The sequence below is a fragment of the Pseudenhygromyxa sp. WMMC2535 genome (genome assembly GCF_011083025.2).
Window position 1 is genome coordinate 5419048 of sequence record NZ_JABJWV010000001.1, and the last position, 19025, is coordinate 5438072.

General features: G+C 72.1%; 15 protein-coding genes. 10 read left to right on the forward strand and 5 right to left on the reverse strand.

Features of this window, described 5'->3' with window-relative positions; all coding sequences use genetic code 11:
* Positions 1-4 precede the first annotated feature (4 nt).
* Together G6O69_RS21305 and G6O69_RS21310 are read left to right on the forward strand one after the other, a co-directional pair.
* Positions 5-928, forward strand: coding sequence for a hypothetical protein (locus G6O69_RS21305; protein ID WP_172305344.1), 924 nt, complete (start codon positions 5-7; stop codon positions 926-928).
* A gap of 142 nt (positions 929-1070) precedes the next feature.
* A complete protein-coding gene (locus tag G6O69_RS21310) occupies positions 1071-1964 on the forward strand; it encodes a hypothetical protein (protein ID WP_172305345.1) in 894 nt (297 codons plus the stop codon).
* A gap of 20 nt (positions 1965-1984) precedes the next feature.
* Here G6O69_RS21310 and G6O69_RS21315 read toward each other — a convergent pair whose 3' ends face one another.
* From G6O69_RS21315 to G6O69_RS21325, 3 genes are read right to left on the reverse strand one after another with little or no spacing between them, the layout of a single operon-like run.
* Complete coding sequence (locus G6O69_RS21315; RefSeq protein ID WP_172305346.1) at positions 1985-2713, reverse strand: sulfite exporter TauE/SafE family protein; 729 nt, start codon at positions 2711-2713, stop codon at positions 1985-1987.
* Positions 2710-3681: a sulfotransferase gene (locus G6O69_RS21320; RefSeq protein ID WP_172305347.1), complete on the reverse strand. Its 972-nt coding sequence runs from the start codon at positions 3679-3681 to the stop codon at positions 2710-2712. The genes G6O69_RS21315 and G6O69_RS21320 overlap by 4 nt, the downstream gene beginning before the upstream one ends.
* A gap of 42 nt (positions 3682-3723) precedes the next feature.
* Positions 3724-5556: an IucA/IucC family protein gene (locus G6O69_RS21325; RefSeq protein WP_172305348.1), complete on the reverse strand. Its 1833-nt coding sequence runs from the start codon at positions 5554-5556 to the stop codon at positions 3724-3726.
* 122 nt (positions 5557-5678) lie between these two features.
* Between G6O69_RS21325 and G6O69_RS21330 the strand changes: the two genes are divergently transcribed.
* Entirely contained in the window at positions 5679-6425 is a 747-nt protein-coding gene (locus G6O69_RS21330; RefSeq protein WP_176397005.1) for a hypothetical protein, read from the forward strand.
* Positions 6426-6496: 71 nt separating this feature from the next.
* Here G6O69_RS21330 and G6O69_RS21335 read toward each other — a convergent pair whose 3' ends face one another.
* Entirely contained in the window at positions 6497-6910 is a 414-nt protein-coding gene (locus G6O69_RS21335; RefSeq protein ID WP_172305350.1) for a hypothetical protein, read from the reverse strand.
* Positions 6911-7148: 238 nt separating this feature from the next.
* Between G6O69_RS21335 and ybgF the strand changes: the two genes are divergently transcribed.
* The 7 genes from ybgF to G6O69_RS21370 all read left to right on the forward strand — a co-directional run bounded on the left by ybgF (position 7149) and on the right by G6O69_RS21370 (position 18188).
* Entirely contained in the window at positions 7149-8186 is a 1038-nt protein-coding gene (ybgF, locus tag G6O69_RS21340) for a tol-pal system protein YbgF (RefSeq protein WP_172305351.1), read from the forward strand.
* Between the two features lie 17 nt (positions 8187-8203).
* Positions 8204-9616: a LysM domain-containing protein gene (locus G6O69_RS21345; protein WP_172305352.1), complete on the forward strand. Its 1413-nt coding sequence runs from the start codon at positions 8204-8206 to the stop codon at positions 9614-9616.
* 99 nt (positions 9617-9715) lie between these two features.
* Positions 9716-11809, forward strand: coding sequence for an ATP-binding protein (locus G6O69_RS21350; RefSeq protein WP_172305353.1), 2094 nt, complete (start codon positions 9716-9718; stop codon positions 11807-11809).
* A 63-nt stretch (positions 11810-11872) separates the two neighbouring features.
* Positions 11873-12757, forward strand: a complete 885-nt coding sequence (locus tag G6O69_RS21355; RefSeq protein WP_172305354.1) for a DNA-processing protein DprA — start codon at positions 11873-11875, stop codon at positions 12755-12757.
* 125 nt (positions 12758-12882) lie between these two features.
* The gene (locus G6O69_RS21360; protein WP_176397006.1) at positions 12883-13731 is read left to right on the forward strand and encodes a glycerophosphodiester phosphodiesterase; all 849 of its coding nucleotides are present in this window, start codon (positions 12883-12885) and stop codon (positions 13729-13731) included.
* On the forward strand, positions 13728-17393 hold the full coding sequence (locus G6O69_RS21365; RefSeq protein WP_172305356.1) for a serine/threonine-protein kinase: 3666 nt from the start codon (positions 13728-13730) through the stop codon (positions 17391-17393). Before G6O69_RS21360 ends, G6O69_RS21365 begins: the two co-directional genes overlap by 4 nt.
* A gap of 246 nt (positions 17394-17639) precedes the next feature.
* Complete coding sequence (locus tag G6O69_RS21370; protein WP_172305357.1) at positions 17640-18188, forward strand: hypothetical protein; 549 nt, start codon at positions 17640-17642, stop codon at positions 18186-18188.
* 40 nt (positions 18189-18228) lie between these two features.
* On the opposite strand, the gene G6O69_RS21375 is transcribed toward G6O69_RS21370, so the two are convergent.
* The gene (locus tag G6O69_RS21375; RefSeq protein ID WP_172305358.1) at positions 18229-19023 is read right to left on the reverse strand and encodes an NYN domain-containing protein; all 795 of its coding nucleotides are present in this window, start codon (positions 19021-19023) and stop codon (positions 18229-18231) included.
* Positions 19024-19025 lie beyond the last annotated feature (2 nt).

Here is a 19025-nt window from a genome sequence, read left to right on the forward strand (position 1 = left end):
CGTCATGATCAGTACGCTCCACGAAGGTCTCGTCTCGCTCTTTCTCCTCGATCCCTCCCTGGTCGTTCGCCTGGTCCGCGGCATCGACGGGCGGGTGCTGACGACCACGCCCAACCGGCTGGTGGACCGTCACACGGCCTTTTACCGCGACGCACAGCGCGTCCTGAGGGTGCTCCCGCGGACCATGGATCTGCTGCTGATGCTGGAGGACCCCGCGCACCCCGGCGGCGGGACGATGATCATCGTCGAGGTTCAGCTGGATGATGATCCAATCAAGCGCCGCCGGATCGCTGCATACCTGGGGTTGCTCGTGGATCGTCACGATCTCCCCGTGCATCTGGGCATCGTCAGCTTGAAAGATCGAGTGTCCCGGAATCTGGCCACTTGGGAGATTGGGTCGGCTCTGAAGATTCAGCCCTACCTCTTCGACCGGCGCAGCGTCCCGCGGGTCGAATCGGTGGCGAGAGGGCTCCTACACCCCACAGACGCGATCTTGTCGGGGGCGCTGCACGGCCACCATGGGGATCTCGAGGTGGCCGTGACGGCCCTGGAGGTCGCGCGCCAGCAGCCGGCGCAGCTTCGACAGCGCTATACTGCGACGGTGTTGGCGGCGCTCTCGGAGGCGAACCGTCAGAACATCTTGGGCGCGATGCCCGTGGAGGAACGCATGCAAGTCAGTCAATTGGAACGAGAGTGTGGGACCTTCTTGGCCGGCCGTCGGGAGGGGCGCGAGGAAGGCCAGCAGCTCGGCGAGCGCCAGGGGATGCAGCGCCTGCTCGCGGCGCTGTTTGCAAAAAACGGCCTCGTCCCCGACGCGGGCCAGTGGGCGCAGATCGAGGCGGCTCCGGCGGAGCAGCTGGAGGTCTGGGCGGGGCGCGTCGGCTCGGTGCCCTCGGTGGCGGAGCTGCTCGCGCCCAGCAGGGGATAGTGTGCGGTGCAGAGGACCCGAGGGGGCCCAGGCTTGGAGCACCGGACCCTGCATCGCAGACTGGTAGCCCACGGAGCTGGCGCAGCTTCGTGCGTAAAAATAATATGCAATTGCTGGCGACGCGGGCCGAAGACCCTGCGTCATGATCAGTACGCTCCACGAAGGTCTCGTCTCGCTCTTTCTCCTCGATCCCTCCCTGGTCGTTCGCCTGGTCCGCGGCATCGACGGGCGGGTGCTGACGACCACGCCCAACCGGCTGGTGGACCGTCACACGGCCTTTTACCGCGACGCACAGCGCGTCCTGAGGGTGCTCCCGCGGACCATGGATCTGCTGCTGATGCTGGAGGACCCCGCGCACCCCGGTGGCGGGACGATGATCATCGTCGAGGTTCAGCTGGACAATGATCCAATCAAACGCCGCCGGATCGCGGCGTACCTGGGGTTGCTCGTGGATCGTCACGACCTCCCCGTGCATCTGGGCATCGTCAGCTTGAAAGATCGAGTGTCCCGGAATCTGGCCACTTGGGAGATTGGGTCGGCCCTGAAGATTCAGCCCTACCTCTTCGACCGGCGCAGCGTCCCGCGGGTCGAATCGGTTGCGAGAGGGCTCCTACACCCCACAGACGCGATCTTGTCGGGGGCGCTGCACGGCCACCATGGGGATCTCGAGGTGGCCGTGACGGCCCTGGAGGTCGCGCGCCAGCAGCCGGCGCAGCTTCGACAGCGCTATACTGCGACGGTGTTGGCGGCGCTCTCGGAGGCGAACCGTCAGAACATCTTGGGCGCGATGCCCGTGGAGGAACGCATGCAAGTCAGTCAATTGGAACGAGAGTGTGGGACCTTCTTGGCCGGCCGTCGGGAGGGCGAGCGTCAGGGGATGCAGCGCCTGCTCGCGGCGCTGTTTGCAAAAAACGGCCTCGTCCCCGACGCGGGCCAGTGGGCACAGATCGAGGCGGCTCCGGCGGAGCAGCTGGAGGTCTGGGCCGGGCGTGTCGGCTCGGTGCCCTCGGTGGCGGAGCTGCTCGCCCCGAGCTGAGCCAAGCCGAGCCGGGTGGCTCAGACGAACACGCCGACGATCAGCCACAGCGAGAGCAGCAGCAAGATCGCCTCGAAGAGGCCGACGAAGCGCTCGCGGTCGAGCCGGGTGAGGATCGCCCGGCCGACCAGCGTGCCCACGATCACCGTGACGACGAGCCCGCCGAGCAGCGGCGCGTGCTCGAGGAAGTCGAAGCCCAAGAACAAGAACGCGGGGATCTTGAGCATGTGGCCCAGGGCCTGGCAGGCGGCCTTGGTGGCGATCACCTGCTCCTTTTCAAAGTCGTCGCGCAGGAAGAAGGGCGCGAGCATGGGGCCGGTGGCGCCGATCCACACGCTGGCGAAGCCCACGACCAGGCCGAGGGCGGCGTAGACCCAGCGCGGCGGGTTGCGCAGCTTGGGGGCCTTGCGGCGAACGATCAAAAACACGATCAGCAGCAGGCCCACCGCGGGGCGCAGGTAGACCAGCTTGTCGCCGGACCATATCGCCGTGGCGGCGGCGACCCCGAGCACCATGGGCGGGGCGTAGAGCCAGACCACCCGCCAGACCACGTTGCGCAGCAGGCCGAGGGCGCGGGTCGAGTTGGATACGAGCTGGACGACGCCGTGGACCGGGACGACCGTTGGGGCGGGGAGCAGGGCGGTCATCACCCCGAGCAAGGTGACGCCGCCGCCCATGCCGAGGACCCCCGAGAGCGTCGCCGTGAGCAGGCCGGCGACCATCAGCAGGGCGTACTCGAGGGGGCTCATGGGAGGTGGCGGTCGATGATGCGATGGACGACGGCGCTGCCCGAGGCCTCGTCGACGTGGCGCAGGTGCGGCGGCCGGGCGTCGGGGGCGCTCGGGGGCAGGGGAGGGAGGTCCGCGGCGGCCAGGCTGCGCGGGTAGCCGAGGCGATCCATCAGCGCCCCGGAGTGGGCCTCGACCATGGCGATCTCATCGCGCGTCAGGGTCTGAGCGTAGCGCCCGGCGTTGCCGGTCATGATCGGCTTGCCGAGGTTTCGCCACGCGGCGTGGGTCGCCGCTCGCCGGGCGTCCTCGGTCTTGTAGAACTCGAGCATCTCGGGGGCGTAGTCCACGGCCAAGAAGGCGCACAGCCGGACGAGCTCGGCCTCGGGGTCGTGGATCAGCGCCTCGTAGCTGCCCGCGTGCACGCGGCCGGCGGGCAGCTGCGCGCGCAGCTCGATGGTGGCCTGCTGGTCGGCACACCAGATCTCGATGGCGGCCTGGGCCGAGCCGTACTTGTAGCTGGGGAAGGCCTTGCACGAGGCCAGGAAGTCCCGCGGATCCCGGACCTGGTAGACGAAGCTGGCGTCGGGGTAGGCCGCGCGGAAGATCGGCGCGCGCTGGGCCGTGTGGTTCTCCTTGATGAACAGCCGACGCTTGCCCGCGGCCGCGAGCCCCAGGGCGTAGAGGTGGTCGTAGATCGCCGCGAAGCTGCGCTCGGGGATGGCGGCGTCGAGGCTGGCGACGTCGAGGCGCAAGCTGGGGTGGAGGCTGCCCTTCCAGCCGGCGAGGAACTCGACGATCGCCGCGAGCAGCGCGCGCCAGCTGGCGCTTTGTCGCAGGTCCCCGAATTCCTCGACGCGCTCCCAGAAGGCCCCGAGGTGGATCGGCTCGGGGGCGTAGATCTCGGGGTGGGCGTTGAGCAGGGAGCGCAGCAGGTTCGAGCCGGAGCGCTCGCTGCAGATCAGAAAATTGGGGTGGAGCCGGGACAAAGCGAGTGCGGGCTGGGAGGGCGGGCCGGAAAGGTAGCAGGTTCAACGGCCGGCGAGGGCGTTGTCGACCTCGGTGTAGTCGTAGTCGCTGATCCGATCGTGCATGCGCATGCGCAACAGCGCCTTGGCCCGCACGCGCGGCGCGAGCAGGCGGGCGCGGTCGTCGAGCAGGGCGGCGCGATGGCCGGTGGCGAGCTCGGGGGCCGCGGCCCAGCGCGAGAGCGTGGCGTCGACGAAGGCGCGGGCGCGGGCCCAGCTCTGCGCCTCGGGGACGCCGCCGACCTCGGCGGCGACCTCGAAGAGGTGGGCGAGGTTGGCGTGGAAGAGGGTGTGCTCGAGCTTGCCGCGGACCTCCTCGAGATCCTCGGTGATGATGAAGGAGTCGGGGGCGAGGGCGAGGTCCCAGCCGGCGGCGCGCAGGCGCGGGGCGTGCAGTCGGATGCCGCCGAGGTCGCGGATCCAAAACCCGCGCACGCGCCCGTCTTCGACGGCGACCAGGGTGTTTTGCAGGTGGACCTCGAGGGCCACGCCGTGCAGGCACAGCAGGCGCAGGGCTGGTCCCGCGAGCTTGGCCAGCCAGTCGTCGAGGAGCGCGCGGACTCGCTGGCCGCGGTCGCCGGGGTAGCCGGCGCAGGCACGCTCGAGCACCCGGGCCTCCTCCCCCGGCCAGCGCTCGCCCATGGCCGCGCACACCCAGGCGTTGGCGGGGGGCGCCCGGCGGACGATCAGCCCGAGCTCGCCGGCGGCCGCTCCCGCCCGCTCGGGGTCGAGGCCGACGCAGGCGTGTTCGGCCATGAGTGAGAGCGGGGCGGTGTGGGGATCGGTGGCGAGGATGCGCTCGAGCAGGGCGCTCACGCGTGGCCCGTTGGCGACGCTCATGGGCGAGACTCGGCGCCGGGCCGAGGTGGTGTGCACGCTCAGCGCGAGCTTGAGGTGCAAGGGCGGCCCCGCCGGGGGGCGGTCGAGGGCCACGGTGCGCAGGCTGAGGAGCGAGCGAGCGTCGAGGGCGCCGTCGTCCACGAGGCGCATGGCGCCGCTCGACCAGGCCGCGGGGAAGAGGCTCGGGAGTCGCCGCGCCTGGACCGGGTGGATCGGCAGACGCAGGCGCCCACGGGCACGGGCGTCTCGGTGGGCGGCGCCAGACAGCTGCTCCGAGCGCTCGAGCCAGGCCGGGCTGACCTGGAGGAGATCGGCCTCGACCTCGACGAAGGGCAGCCGCGCGCGGGCGAGGAGCTCGGGCGCGTGGCGCAGGACGTCCGCGTGGCCGAGGCCGAGGCGGGTGCGCGCCATGGGGTGCCAGGGGTGACCCTCGGTCACGAAGTGCTCGGGATCCGAGAGGCGGGGATCGGCAGCGCCCTCGCCCTCGGTGGCCCGGGCCGCGAGCGAGCGCAGGGCGTCGGCCAGCCGGGCGCTGGCCAGGTTGAAGACGCCATCTTGGAGCTCGGCGAGGACCCGGGCGCGCGCGGGCGCGGGGCAGCCCTCGTGATCGAAGAGCGCGGCGAGCAGCGGCGCCGGCCCACCCGCGAGTCCCAGCCCCGCGTCGAGGCGAAGATCGTCCCGCGGATCGAGGCGGGCCTGGTCCACGCGGTGCAGCTCGAAGGGGCGGCGCCCACGGAGGGGGAGGGTCATGGCGCCGCCCGGGAGGCCGCGGAGCACGAGGGCGCCAGCGTCCTCGCTGGCGTCGATCATGCGCTCGCGGGCGGCGGAGATCAGCACGCGCAGGCCGACCTCCCGGGCCGCGCCTCGCCACAGCAGCTCCAGCTGTGGGCGCGAGATCAGGGCCTCACCGCCGACGCGGGCGATCAGAGGTGCCAGCGGTCCCTGGGCCGAGGCGCGGATCCAAGACGTCCACCTGCGGAGGGAAGCGCTGGTCACCGTCGCACGCTACAGCTTCGCTACAGCGGCGACCAGCATGGAGGCGCCAGGTCCGCGAGCGCGCGCGAGCGTGGCTGCGCTCGCCTGGACGCCCCCCATGATTGGGCCTACTTTGAAAGACAATGGAGGGTGCACGGGAGATCGCTTGGGCCGTGTCGTTGGCTGGCCATCGACCGACCGAGGTCCGCGAGGACTTCGCCGCGCTCGTGGGCGGCGTGCTCTCGTCCTGGCGCTCGATCTTCCCCGAGGAGCTGGGCTACGAGACCCAGATCCAGCGCCAACCCAGCGACGAAAGCGACGAAGAGGGCGGCGGTGGGGTCGGGCGAGGCGAGCGCGGGCAGGCGCGGGTGCGCGTCGTCGTGCGCCGGGGGGACTTTCAGGGCGAGCTCGAGCTGTGCAGCGAGCGAGACCGCCGCGCCCTGCCGCGGATCCGGGCCCTGGCCGAGGCTCGATCCCAGCGCGAGCTCGCGGCGCGAGAGGACACCGCGCGGCGCGTCCGCTGGGTACGCCGGGCCGCGCTGTCGTGGGGGGTGACCCTCGCCGTGGCGATCATGGGCCTGAGCTTCTACTGGGTGGTCGACGACGCCGACATGCCGCTGATCGGCGGGCTCTTGCTGATCGTGATCACGGCCTCGCTGGTCGTCGGCGCGGCGGCCCTGGGGGCGCGGATCGGCGAGTCGCTCGTGGCCAGGGGGACCTTGGAGATCCAGCGGACCTTCGACGAGGACCCCCAGACCCAGGCCGATCTTCGGCGCTGGCGCAGCCTTGAGCGCGCGCTCAGGGCCCAGCGGCGGGCGCTGAGCCGGGGTCGCAGCGGTGGACCCTTCCGGCGCCCTGCGGCCGACGCCCGCCGGCCCGCCGCGGTCTGAGCGGGCTCCTCAGGCGCGGCTACCCCTGTGCGAAGCGACAGGGGTGATCGCACCAGGGGGCGCGGCGCAGGTTACTTGACCTTGCCCTTCCCCTTGTCCTTGCTCTTGCCCTTGGAGCTGTCCTCGCGCTCGAGCTGAAAGCCGACCAGGCAGCGCTTGCCGCCCTGGCCGGACTTGAAGCGCGGCACGATCTGGGTGTTCTCGGCGTCCAGGGCCACGACCAGCTGGGTGGCCATGGCGTCGGTGATGGTCTTGCTGCCGCAGGTCGTCCCACCCCAGCGGTACTCGGCCTGCCCGCGGGCGCCGGTGACGAAGAGCCGGCCGTGGTACTTGGCGTAGTCGTCGGAGGAGGGCGAGTAAACCTCGACGGAGTCGATGGTCCCGGTCTCCCCCTGACTGTCCGCGGCCGCCGGGAGCGGGCTGAGCAGGGAGACCACGAGGGTGGTGGTGAAGGCGAGGGCGGTGATCCGGCGTCGAGCTGACATGTGGGTTCCTACGGGCATCCTCGCTGAATCGCGCGATGCCGAGCAAGCCGGGCGGGGGGACCAGTGCGTTGGGTCGGCGCGGTGGAGAGGGGGCGTCCGGGCCGCCCCTCGCCATCGTCGACGCGAGCGCTGGGTCAATTCTCGCCTTGGCGCCAGGGCCCTTCGTGGGTTTTTTCGGCCACGGGGGCGAGCTTGCTAGCTTAACGCTGCGCGCCGACCTGCGCGCGCCGAGGACTGTATGCCGGTTCAGCGATTCTCCCTTCCCACGCTCCCGAGCATCTGTGCGAGCGCCTGGCTGGCGCTCGCGGGCCTCGGCTGCGCCCACGAACCCGTCGAGAGCGAGACCCCCTCTGCCGAGGCGAGCGCCGAGATAGACGCGCTGCGCCGCGAGAACGCCAGCTTGCGGACGCGCATCCAGAACCTCGAGGAGGAGCTGCGGCTGCTCGAGCGCGAGGACGACTGGGCCGTCGCAACGCGCCGCGGGGGAGAGCCCATCTCCCTGAGCGCCGAGGCTGGCGAGGTGGAGTGGGATCAGCAGGGCTGGGAGCAGCAGGACACGAGCGAGGGGCCCAAGGAGCTCCCCGTGATCAAGCTTACGCCCAAGGAGCGGTCCATCGAGAGCCGCCCCGCGGCCGCACCGGAGCCGCCCCCGACCAGCGCACACATGGGACGGCGGGCCTCGGTCTCGCTGTCGACGGTGCCCAACAGCGGGGCGCCCGACTACGGCCGAGACGACCCGGCCCTCGGCGACTATGTCGACGCCAGGGGCGACGCCGGGGCGCCCTCGGAGGCGGCCGACGGCGAGACGGCCAGCTACCGCCTCGTGGGCAGCAAGCTGGTCCAGGCGACCAAGGAGAGCCCGCGCCAGGCGACGGCCAAGGGCTCCCGCGGTCGCGGTGGCCCGGTGGTCCGCGAGTACGAGGCGGCGATGTCGATCTACCGCGACGGCCGCTACGCCGACGCCGAGCAGGCCTTCGAGGCCATCGTCACGGCCCACCCCGACCACGACTACGCCGACAACGCGCTCTACTGGCAAGGCGAGGCCGCCTACGACCAGGCCCACTACGCCGACGCCCTGGCCGCGTTCACGGCCGTAGTCGAGCGCTACGGCGGCGGCAACAAGGCCCCCGACGCGCTGCTCAAGATCGGCCTTTGCTACGGCCGCCTGGGCGACGCCGCCAACGCCCGCGACGTGCTCACCCAGCTCGTCGCCGCCTACCCACGCTCGAACGCCAGCAAGATCGCCAAGCGCAAGCTCGCCGAGCTCGACGACTGAGATCCCGAGGACCCACCATGATCACGCGCACGCTCCTTCCTTCCTCCGCGCTCTGTGTCCTCGCCCTCGTCGGCCTGCAGGTCGAGGCGGCTCCTCCCTCGGGCTCGAGCCAGGGCAGCGCCGCGAGCACGACCACGGTCAGCGCCGGCAGCGGTGTCAGCATCGGCGGGTTCTCGGCGCCCTCGGAGGCCAGCTTCGACCCCAACACCACCGCTGACCCGGGGGTGCTCGATCGCCAGCGCCAGCAGACCGCCGATCAGACCTACGGTCCCACGGGGACCGGGGATCAGCTCGGCTACGACATCGTCGACACCAGCGCCTACCTCAGCGACGGCTACAGCGAGGGCATCCCCGACTATCACGTGGTCCAGGAGGGCGACACGCTCTCGGGGATCTGCCTCTACTACTTTGGCGACATGTACCTGTGGCCGAAGATCTGGTCGTACAACCCGCACATCACCAACGCCCACTGGATCTTCCCTGGTGACCGCATCCGGCTGAGCGATCCCTACGCCAGCGGCGGCGTGGGCGGGTCCGAGGGCGACAGCCTGCGCTACGCCAAGACCTACGATCCGACCCCGGACACCAGCCAGACCTACCTGCTCGAGCGCTACGCCTTCATCGACGAGGAGGAGCTCGACAAGTCCATGGAGATCGTCGGTGGCGCCGACCCCCACGTGATGATGTCGACTCTCGACACCGCCTACATCGGCTACGCCGAGGACAACCCGCCGATCCCCGGGGAGCGGCTGAGCGTCTATCGCAAGAAGAAGCCGGTCTACGACATCACCGTCAAGGGCAAGAAGGGGCGGCGGCAAAAGAAGGCCAAGCGCATCGGCTGGCTCGTCGAGGTCGTCGGCGAGGTCTACATCCAGGAGGTGGCCGAGAAGTCCGCGCAGGCGACGATCGTCGACTCCGTGCGCCCGGTCGAGCGCGGCCAGCGGGTCGGCGAGCTCAAGACCCGCTTCGTCCGGGTGCAGCCCACCGCCAACGAGGCGACGACCAACGGCCTCGTCGTCGAGACGATCCGCGAGCAGACGATCAACGGCGAGACGATGTTCGTGATCGTCAACATCGGGGCCGAGGACGGCGTGCGCCGGGGCAACACCTTGGACGTGGTCCAAAAGGGCGACGGCTACACCCCGGATCACCGCCTGCATCAGCCCTACGACAAGGGCTACCCGCGGGAGGTCTACGCCCGGCTGCTCGTCTTGCAGATCGAGGGCACCAGCGCGCTGACCGTGCTCACGCACTCGGAGCGCGAGGTCGTGACCGGCGACCACGTGGAGCTGGTCGCCTCGGGCGAGGAGGCCCCGGACTTCGACCCCTACAGCGCCGGCCGGCGCGGCGGCTCGGCCGACGCGGACGGCTCGGCGAGCAGCGAGGACGGCTCGGCGGAGGCGTCCGGCGAGCTGCGCCTGGGCAACTGAGCGCCGCGGTCCAGAGCCGCGGTCCAGGGCCACCGTCGAGCGCCCCCTGCCGCGGCCCGCGGCTCCTCTCCCGGCGACGCTCGGGGTAGGATGCTCGCCATGAGCGAGCTCGACCCCACGCGGATCCAAGCGGCCGCGGAGCGCGTCCTCGATCGCCTGAGCGAGAGCTCGCGGCGGCTCGAGGGCGCGGGCGTCATCAAGCAGATGTTGCTCGAGCTGCTGGACGCGAGCGGCGCGGCGGCGGGCTGCCTGGTGCTGCGCACGGTGAAGCCGGGGGAGGGCGAGGGAGGGGGCGAGGGCGAAGTCGGCTTCGACCTCATCGAGATCGAGGCGACCACCGTCGACCTCAACGGCGCGCTCTCGCTGTGGCTGCACGACGTATTCGGGGGTGACGAGGTCGAGATGCGCCAGCTGGCGCCCCTGGCCCGGCTCGGGCAGCTCGAGGCGCCGCTGTTGTTGGGCTACGAGCCGCTGATGCCGGCGATCGACAACCTCGCGGCTTTGCCGGTGGTCGTCGACGGCGAGTGCGCGGCGCTCTTCGTGCTCGTCAACCGCGGCGGGGGCTTCGACATGACCCTCGTCGACGCGCTCGAGCCGTTTTTCAAGGTCTGCCGGGTCGCGACGGCGCAGCTGCTGGCGAGCCGCCGCGAGCGAGGGCTCGAGGCCCAGTGCGAGCGGGGCGAGCGGCGACTGCGGGACTTCGTCGACGGCAGCGGTCAGATCGCGCTGCTCGGTGACGAGGCCGGCCGCCTGCGCTGGGTCAGCGCTGGCCTCGTCGATCGCTTTCAGATCTCGGCCGAGGAGGTCGTCGGCCGCCTCGAGGTCGAGCTGCTCCCGGCGAGCCTCGCAGGCAGGGCGCGGGCCATCGACGACGAGGTTCGCGAGACCGACGCGCCGGTCCACGTGCTCGAGCCCGCGCTCGGCCCGGACAAGGAGATCCATTGGTGGCGAGGCGTGAAGTTTCCCATCGAGGGTGAGGACGGGGCGCGGTGGTACGGCGGGGTGGTCACGGACGTCAGTGAGGAGGTGCGCACGAGCGAGGTCTTGCGCGAGCGCGAGGGGGAGCTCGCCGAGACCCAGGAGCTCGGGCGGATCGGCCGCTGGACCTGGACCGTCCAGGGCGATCGCCTCGACTGGGACGCCCACTTCGAGCGCCTGTGCGGGGCGGGCCCCGCCGAGGGCCAGGGCCTCGAGGGGCTCTTGGCCATGCTCCACCCCGAGGACGTCGAGCGGACCCGGCAGGCGCTCCAGGTCTTCGTTCGTGAGGGGACGGGGCGGCTCCAGCTCGAGCACCGCTTGCTCGTCGACGGCGAGATCCGCGAGCTCGCGCTGACGGTGAGGGTGCGCCGCGAGGGCGAGCTCGGCCCCGTGGTCCAGGCCCTCGCCCAGGACGTCAGCGAGCGCCGCCGGCTCGAGCGCTCGCAGCGTGAATTTGGGGCCAAGGCGCACAAGTTCGAGAGCCTCTCGGTGCTGGTCGGCGGCATGGCCGGCGAGCTCGACGAGCTCCTGAGCAGCGCCCTGGGCAACGTGGGCATCGCCCTCGATGAGCTCGACCCCGAAGGCCTGGCGGCGATCTGCCTGCTCGATCTCGAGGCCGCGGCGGACCGCACCGGGCAGATCGTCCGTCAGCTCCTGGCCTTCAGCCGGCGCGGGCGCTTCGAGGCCGAGCGCCTCGATCTCAGCTCGCTGATCGCCGGCTTCGCGGAGCCGATCCACGCGGTCGTGCCCGGAGAGATCGGCGTCCGGCTCTCGCTGCACCCGGAGCTCCCCCCGGTGGAGGGCGACCCGGCCCAGCTGCGCCACCTCGTGCTCGAGCTGGTCAGCAACGGCGCCGAGGCCATCGGCGAGGCGGGGGGCGAGCTGAGCCTGACCACGGGCGTCGACGACTTCGAGGCGGCCGACCTCGAGGGGCTGGCGCCCGAGACCTCTCTGGATCCGGGGCGCTACGTCTGGCTGCGGGTCCGCGACAGCGGAGCGGGGATCGACGCCGGGGCGCGCCCGCGGATCTTCGAGCCCTTCTTCTCGACCAAGCTCACCGGCCGGGGCCTGGGTCTGGCGGCGGCCCTCGAGATCGCCCGCGCGCACAGCGGGGGGATCATGATCGAGGAGCCCAAGGAGTCGGGCGCGATCTTCCGCGTGCTGCTCCCGGCCCTGCTCAGCGCAGAGAGCGGGGAGAGCTGGTCCATGCCCTGATCTTTGTCGGTGTTTTTTGGTCTGCGAGTGCACGCCGCGCTCGCGCGGGCCGAAGACCCCGGTGTGTCAGCCTCCGATCGCCGCCAACGCCCGGGCTTCGGCCCCGAACTTCACACGCGCTCAGTCACTCGCGCCGCCCTCGGCCTGCGCGGCCGCCCCGAGCACAGCTACGATCTCGCCGGACCGATCCCACCGCGCCCGCGCCTGGCTGTGGTCGGCAGCCGGGCCGCGCGGGCCTCGACCCTGGCCGCCCTCGCCCCAGTGCTCGCGCGCGCGCAGGCGCTGGGGTGGTCGCTGGTCTCTGGCGGGGCCCTGGGTGTCGATGGTGCGGTCCACCGCCTGGCCGTGGAGCGGGGCATCGCGCAGCTGGCGGTGCTGCCCTGTGGGAGCGACTACCTCTACCCGCCGGGGCACCGCGGGCTGTTCGCGGCCATGCTCGAGGCACCCGAGGCCGGCCTGCTCTTCGCGCAGCCCCGGGGGGCGCAGCCTCGTCGAGGGATGTTCGCCTCGCGCAACCAGCTGGTCGTCGGCCTGTGCGACGCGGTCCTCGTGGCCGCGGCGGGGCTGCGCTCGGGCTCCTCGCTCACGGGCCGCCTGGCTCTGCGCGCGGGCCTGCCCCTGGCCGCCCTCGCTGGCACCCGCGGCTGCGGAGCGCTGATCGGGGCGGGCGCGCGGGGCCTGCCCGCCCCGCCCCACGACGGCGACCCCGCGGCCCTGGCCAGGCTGACGGCGGCCTTCGAAGCGTGGCTGTGTGGCGCCAGTGACGAAGGTGTGGCGTGGCCCGAGGAGCTGCGCTGGCTCGAGCGGGCGCTGGCAGAGGCCGGCCCCGCGGGGCTGAGCGCAGACGCTAGCGCAGATCCTGGGGCGACCACCTTGGCGCTGTGCCAGGCCGAGCTCCTGGGTCTGGTCAGCGAAGCCAGCCCCGGGCGCTGGGTGGAGAGTATATAAGCGTCCCAGTCGTCCATGCCGAGACCGACCACGTCCACGACCACGTCTTCGCGCAGCGAGGTCCCCGTCCTCGACGCTCGCGCGGCTGCTAGGAGCCCGTGGTGGAACCCAGCGCGGGCTCCTAGATGTCCCGGCCATACTTTCGAACCGAAGGGCTCGCCTGCTTCGCGCATCGCGGGGGCGCTGCGCTGTGGCCCGAGAACACCATGGAGGCCTTCCGCGGGGGCTTCGAGGCGGGCTGCGGGTGGATCGAGACCGACGTCCACATGACCCGCGACGGGCACATCGTCTGCTTCCACGATCACGAACTCGAGCGGACGACCAACGGACGCGGCAAGGTCTGGGAGTACTCTCTGGCCGAGCTGCGCCGCCTCGACGCCGGCTACCACTTCACCCCAGACGGCCACAGCTTCCCCTTCCGCGGTCGGGGGGTGCTCGTCCCGACCCTCGAGGAGGTGCTCGAGCTCGACGCCAGCGTGCGGGTCAACATCGAGATCAAGCAAGCCCAGCCGGCGATGATCGCCGCGCTGTGGCGCTTCATCGACGATCGCAGGGTGCATGATCGCGTGCTCGTCGCCAGCGAGCAGGACGCCCTCGTGCGTGGGTTTCGGAACCTCGCCCGGGGCAGCGTGGCGACCTCGGCGGGCAAGGCGGAGATCTTCTCGTTTTGGGCGGCAGCGCGCGTCGGCCTGGCCGGCGTGCTGCCCGTGGAGTTCGACGCGCTCCAGGTCCCCGTGGCGCACAACGGCCTGCGGGTCGTCGAGCGGGGCTTCGTCCGCGCGGCCCATGAGCGCGGCCTCCAGGTTCATGTGTGGACAATCGACGAAGAAGCGCAGATGAACATGCTCATGGACCTGGGCGTCGACGCGATCATGACGGACTACCCGGGCCGGCTGGTCGGTCGCGCGCGCGCGCGTGGGTTGCTCCCAGCAGACGCGCGACAGGCCGAGCGCGTCGAGGAGCGCGCGCCATGAGCGAGCGCCAGGTCGCTCAGCCGCAGTGGCGGCCGGGTCGGGTGATCGCGGACAAGTACGAGATCACCGAGCAGATCGGTGCCGGCGGCATGGGCTCGGTCTATGCGGCCAAGCGCCGCCCCCTCGGCGACGTCGTTGCGATCAAGTCCGTCCTCCCGCAGCGCAGCAGCGCGCGCAACCGAGCTCGCTTCTTGCGCGAGGCTCGAGCTCTGGCCCGCGTCCGCCACCCAAACGTCGTCCAGGTGTTCGACTTTGGCGAGGCCGAGGACGGCCGGCCCTACATGGTGATGGAGTACGTCGAGGGCCCGACCCTCGCGCGGGTGCTCGCGGCCGGGCGCCCGCCCCTGGCGCGGGCTCTCGAGATCTTCGCGGACGTGTGCAAGGCCGTCGAGGCCGGTCACCGCCGCGGCGTGGTCCACCGCGACCTCAAGCCGGGCAACGTCATGCTCGCGCGCAGCGACGACGGCGGCGAGATCGTCAAGGTCCTCGACTTCGGTCTGGCCGCCGTGCTCGAAGACGAGCCCGAGCTGCGCCCGGAGGGGCCCCAGCGCCTGGTCGGGACCTACGGCTACATGAGCCCGGAGCTGATCGAGTCCGGGGCCTTTGGGCCGGCCAGCGACATCTTCGCCCTCGGGGTGATGCTCTACGAGCTCGCCACCGGCGTGACGCCCTATCGAGCGAGCAACGCCGTGACCACCGTGGTGCGGATCTGCGAGGGCGAGCGCGAAGATCCGCGGGCGCTGGTCCCCGACCTGTCCGCGGATATCTGCGCGGCCATCGCGGCCGCCCTCGCCCACGACCCGGCGGCGCGCCCCGGCTCGGCGCTGGCGTTGGCGGCGATGGCTCTGGGCACCGGCAGCGATCGCCTCACGGCTCAGCGCACGGCCGTCGCGGGTCGCGGGTCGGGCCGAGGAGGGAGCCAGGGCGAGGCGGGCTGGGGTCCGCTGACCTCGAGCGGCGCCTCGCTGTCGGGCGCCGGCGAGTCCGAGGGCTTCCACGACGAGCCCACCCAGGCCCGCGACGAGCCCACCCAGGACCCCGAGGACGACGCCGAGCGGGTCCGGGCGGCGCTGGCCATGCCGCCCTTCGTCGGGCGTCGCCTCGACCTCGACGCGCTCCTCGATCTCCTGCCCGTCGCGCAGGTCGGGGGCGAGGTCCCCTTCGCGCTGGTCCTCGGCGAGGCCGGGGCGGGGCGCACCCGGCTGCTGCGGCGCTTCGCCGAGGACGCCCGCGCGACCGGTGCGACCGTGTTCGAGGGTCGCTTCTACGCCCACGACGGCGACCGGGCGCCAGCGGCCGAGACCTTCTTGCGCATGCTCGGGGCCGGCACCGGCCAGCGCGACGACGAGGTCGAGGTCGGCGCGGACCGACGCAGCGGCTTCGCCGAGCTCGAGCGGCGCTTTGCAGATGGGGCAGGTGGTGCGGGCCCCGTGGTGCTGGTGCTCGACGACCTTCACCGGGCGCCGAGCCGCGACCTCGAGTTTCTGGGCTACCTCCTGCGTGGCGGTCACGCCCGCGCCCCGGTGGTGCTCGTGGCCGCGGCGCGCAGCGAGGCCGCGCGGGCCGACGCGGGCACGGAGCTCTCGCGTTGGCTGCTCGGCCTCGTCGGGCTGCGGGCGCGGACGACCCTGGTGCTCGCCCCCTTCGATGAGGACGAGCTGCGTGCCTGGCTCGAGGCGGTGTTCGGCCGCCTGCACATCCACCCCCGCGACCTCCGCCGTCTGCGGCGGGTCAGCGGCGGCAACCCCTACGACCTCTCGGAGCTGATCCGCCACCTCGTGGCCAGCGAGCGCATCCACCCGGCCGAGGACGGAGCCGGCGGCTGGGTCAGCGAACGCCTCGGCCGTGAGGTCTTGCCCGCGAGCTTGAGCTCGGCCGTGGGGGACCAGCTGACCTCGCTGGAGGAGCCGCTGCTGCGCGTGCTCGAGGTCGCCGCCGTGATCGCCGAGCAGTTTCGCTTCGAGGTGCTCGAGCGCGCCATGGGCATGGGCGAGGGCGGGGCCCTCGACGATCTGGTGGACGAGGCCGTGGCCCGCGGCCTGCTCGTCGAGCATCCCGTCGCCGGCGGCGAGGTCGAGCTGGCCCTGCGCAGCGCCAAGGTCCAGCAGGTGCTCTACGAGCGCATCGGCACCCGCAAGCGTCGCCGGCTGCACCGCGCCGTGGTCGAGGCCCTCGTCGGCCTCGACGCGCCCGAGCGCATCGCCAAGATCCTCGCGGGGCACTACCGGGCGATCGCCGACTGGCCGCGGACTCTGGCCTGGGGGATGCACGCCGCCCGCGAGGCGCTCGGGCGCCACGATCACGACGCCGCCGAGCGGGCCCTCGAGCACGCCCAGGTCGCCGTCGAGGCCCTCGAGCGCGCTGGCGGGGATCCTCTGGGGGTCCTCGGCGCGGCCGAGCGCGCGCGCATCGACGCCCTCGCCGGGACCCTGGACGCGCGAGTCGGTCGCTTCGCCGAGGGCATCACGCGGCTGCGCGCGGCCTCGTCCGCCCTCGATCGCCTGGCCCGGCGCGGCGGCGAGGACGAGTCGCGGCTGCCCGGGGCCGCCGGGCCGCTCCAGCCCCTGGCCCTGGTCCACTTCGAGGCCGCGCTGTCCCTGGCGCGCTGCCACCTCGGCAAGGGCGAGCTCGACGAGTCGGCGCGGGTCGGGCGTGAGGCCCTGGCGCGGGCGCAGACCTCCGCGGCCGCGTTGCTCGGGGGCGAGGCCGCGCGCCTCGAGGCCGAGTGGGAGGCTCGGGTCGCCCTCGGCCACACCCTGGCCCGCTTCGGCGACTGGCGCGGAGCAGCCGAGGTCCTCGGCCCGGTGGTCGAGGCGACTCCCGAGCCGCAGCTGCGCGTGCTCCATGTCCTCGCCCTGCGCGAGCTCGGCTGGGTCGAGGCGCGCAGGGGCGAGCTCGGGCGGGCCGAGGCCCACGCCGAGCAGGCCGCCGCCGAGGCCCGGGCCTGCGGCGAGCCGCTTGCGCTCTACTGTGCCGAGTCGGTGCAGGCCGTGGTCGACTCGGGCCGCGGCCGCGAGGGCGAGGCCATCGTCCACTTTCGGGCGGCCCTGCGCGAGGCTCGGGCGCTCTCCTTGCGCCGCCGCGAGATGATCGAGCTCGCCAACCTGTCCATGGTGCTGGCCGAGCGCGACGAGCAGCCCGCGCGCGAGGAGGCGCTGCGCGGGATGCTGGGGGTGATCTCGATCTGCCGCGAGCTCGGTGACGTGGCCTCGGCGGCGGACGCCCGCGTGGGCCTGGGCCGCGTGCTCCGGGCCCGCGGGGATCTCGACGAGGCCGCGGCCAGCTTTCGCCGCGGTCACGAGACCTGCGAGGCCGTCGGTCGCCACGAGTACGCGGCCATCGCCCTGTTCGAGCTCGGCCGCTGCGAGCTCGCGCGCGGCGACTGGGAGGCCGCGCGCGCAGCCTCGACGCAGGCCCGCGAGGGCCTCGCCCGCCTCGGCTCGCAGCACCTGTGGGAGGTGGAGCTCGACATCGGCCGCGCGGCGCGGGCCCTCGGTGACGAGGCAGAGGCCCAGCGGCGCGCAGCGGCGGCCGCGGCGGTGCTCGAGGCGCGCCGCAGCGAGGCCTCGGCCGGCGACCTCGAGGGCCTCGAGCGCGCCCTGGCCGAGGTCCGGGCTTTCGCGGACGCGGGCGCAGACGCGGATGCAGCTCCAGGCGCTTGAGGGCGGCGCCACGCTGCTGCCACGTGGCTCGAATGACCCGAGCCGCGAGGCAGCAGCGCGGCCTTCACCAAGCCGCGCCAGCCAGGAAAAAAACTGGAGATCCAGCGTGCCTCGAGATCGCAAGAAAAGCGATCTCAGCCCTGCCTGGACGTCATTTCAGCGCCTATGTGTCGGATCTTTGCCGAGCTCTGCCTACCGTGGTCCCATTGCCCCGGTTCCCGCGACCAACCCTGTCAGCGATTGAACATGCAGCTGAGCCTCGTGATGATTCAGGGCGACCTCGACGACGATGAAGTCGAGGCCATCTTCGCCGACTCCGGCTACCGCGACTGTGAAGTCATCGGTGAGCCCGTGCCCGGTATCGCCGTCCTCGGCCTCGTCGAGGACGAGCGCGACCGCCGGCCAGACCGAGAGTACCTGCGCCACTGCCGGGACCAGGGCTGGACCGTGCTCTCCGACGAGTCGGGGCGCCTGGCCCTGCGCCCGAGCTCGTGCTGGACCAAGCTGGCGATCCGCCGCGGTGTCCGGGTCGTGGTCATCCACGGCGAGCCCGACCCCGGGATGCGAGCCTTCGCGCTGCACTTCCCCGACGGCCGCCGCCGCGCCGTGGCGGTCAGCGAGGACGAGCGCGAGGAGATCGGGGATCCCCTGGCGATCGAGGCGGCCTTCGCCAGCGGCCGCCTGCACGTCGACGACCTGATCACCTTGGTCCAGAGCCTCGGCCTCGACTTCGAGCGCCTCAACGTGCTCCCGCCCTACACGGTCACGGCCGCGGCCGCGGCCGCGGCCTGCTGAGCGCTCGGACCGCGAGCATCGGGCGCGAGCTTCAGGCCTCTCAGGCCTCGGGCCCGAGCTCGACGACCACGTAGCCGCCGGACTTGGCGTCCTTCTCGATCACCAGCAGCTCGCGGGCGCTCGCGTCCTCGAGCAGCTCGTTGAAGCTGCGGTAGCCGTGGTAGCTCTCCGAGAAGTTGGGCCGCTTGCGCTTGATCGCCTGCTTGACCATCGAGCCCCACAAGGTCCCGGTGCGATCGCGGAACATGGCCTCGACGGTGTCGAGGGCGAGCTCGAGGGCCTCGAGCTTGCGCTGCTCCTCGGAGGAAGACGCCGAGGTCTTGCGCCGGGTCTTGGTCGACTTTTGTGCGCCCTTGCGGTCGCGGACGAGGTCGTCGTAGTAGATGAATTCGTCGCAGCTCTCGACGAGCAGGTCGCTCGTCGACTTGCGCACGCCGATGCCGATCACGTGCTTGCCGTTCTCGCGCAGCTTGCCGACCAGGGGCGAGAAGTCGCTGTCACCGGTGATCAGCGCGAAGATCGACACGTGCGGCTTGGTGTAGGCCAGGTCGAGGGCGTCGACGACCATGCGGATGTCGGCCGAGTTCTTGCCCGAGATCTTCACGTGGGGGACCTCGACGAGCTCGAAGCCGCGCTCGTGGAGGGCCTTGCGCGCCGCCTTGTAGCGCGTCCAGTCGCAGTAGGCCTTGCGCACGACCACGTTGCCCTGCTCGAGCAGGCGCTCGAGCACCAGCTCGATGTCGAAGCTCTTGTATTTGGCCTCGCGGGCGCCGAGGGCGACGTTCTCGTAGTCGGCGTAGATGGCGATGTTGGGCGCGTCGGATGGGCTGGCCACGC